The 1,468-nt window shown below is 64.5% G+C and carries 1 protein-coding gene; it reads right to left on the reverse strand.

Translation table 11 applies throughout. From position 1 onward, the window contains the following. Positions 1–61: 61 nt before the first annotated feature. On the reverse strand, positions 62–1,468 hold a 1,407-nt coding region (gene cydD / locus HGSM_RS04900), incomplete at its 5' end, for a thiol reductant ABC exporter subunit CydD (RefSeq protein WP_154646278.1).

The raw sequence follows: 1,468 nt of genomic DNA on the forward strand, positions 1-1,468 counted from the left end.
GATTGTCGGGATGGTCGCGCCGAGGGTTGCTGCTGCACCGTCCACCCGTGATTTGAATGAGTCAGGCATGAGTGGCCTCCACGGACGAGTTAACAACGTGGACCACGGTGTCGGCGAGCGCAATCAGAGTCGGGCGGTGGGCGAGGACAAGGACCGTGCGTCCCTGTTCCTTGAGCGCGCGGATTGTGTCGAGTACGTGCTTCTCGGTGTGTGCATCGAGGTGAGCGGTGGGCTCGTCGAGGATCACGAGCTGGCCGGGGGAGAGTACCGCGCGAGCGAGCGTCAGGCGCTGGCGTTGGCCTACGGAGAGGCCCACGCCGCCCGTGCCGATCTGCGTGTCCAACCCCTTGGGCAGAGCCTCGATCACATCTGTGAGGCCCGCTAGCTCGATGGCATGTGTGAGCTGGTCCGCCGAGATGGCGCTTGGGGAGTCCAAGGTCAGGACCTCGCGCAGGGTGCCTGGCCCGAGCGCCGAACGCTGGGATAGCCAGTTGACCTGCGACCACAGGGTGGTGGGGTCCACGTCCTTGAGGTCGAGAGCGGACTCGGGGGAAGCCGTGCTCTCGAGCCGGATGGCACCGGTGTCGATGTCTACGAGCGAGAGCAGGGAGAGAACAGTGGTTGACTTGCCCACGCCGGACGCGCCAGTGATGGCGGTAATTGTGGCGGGCTCGATCGTGGCGGTGAGGTTATGGGGCGCAAACAGGTCGCGTCCGGGGGCCTTGACCGACACGGCGTCCAGCACGATGCGGGTGCCAGAGAGGTCCGGTGCGGTTGCCTTACCAAGCAAGGGGGAGGCCTGGGTGAGAATTGCGTACGCCGAGTTGAACGCCGCGATTCCGTTGGTCGAGGCGTGGAAGTGTGTGCCCACATTCCGGATGGGCAGGTAGACCTCGGGCGCGAGCATGATGACGGCTAGCGAAACCTCGAGTCCGACGTGGCCGTAGACGAGGCGCATACCCACACCCACTGCCACCAGCGCAACGGACAGAGTGGTCAGCAGTTCGAGCACCATGCCGGAAAGGAACGCTACTTGGAGCGTGCGCATTGTGGACTTGGTGTATGCCTCGCCGAGTTCCTTGACCCGCTTGATGGGGCCGATCTCGCGGCCAAAAGCGCGCAGAGTGGGAAGGCCCGCAATGAGGTCGAGTACCTGGGATCCGAGCTTGGACATGCTCTCGAGCCGGCGCTTGCTGGTGTCCGCGGTGAGCCGACCAACCAGGATCATGAACACGGGGACCAGCGGGATGGTGACGATGATGATGAGTGCGGAGATCCAGTCGAGCCCGAGCACTACGGCGAGCGTTGCCGGCGTGACCGTGACCACGAGCAGGAGCTGGGGAAGGTAGCGCACAAAGTATGGACCGAGGTCATCTAGTCCACGTGTGGCGAGCGTGACCACGTCCATGCCGTTGGAGCCTGTGGACGTAGGAAGCGTCAGCCAGCGGGGGCCAAGGCACACAGGGGG

Source organism: Timonella senegalensis JC301 (genome assembly GCF_000312125.1).
Classification (GTDB): Bacteria; Actinomycetota; Actinomycetes; order Actinomycetales; family Cellulomonadaceae; genus Timonella; species Timonella senegalensis.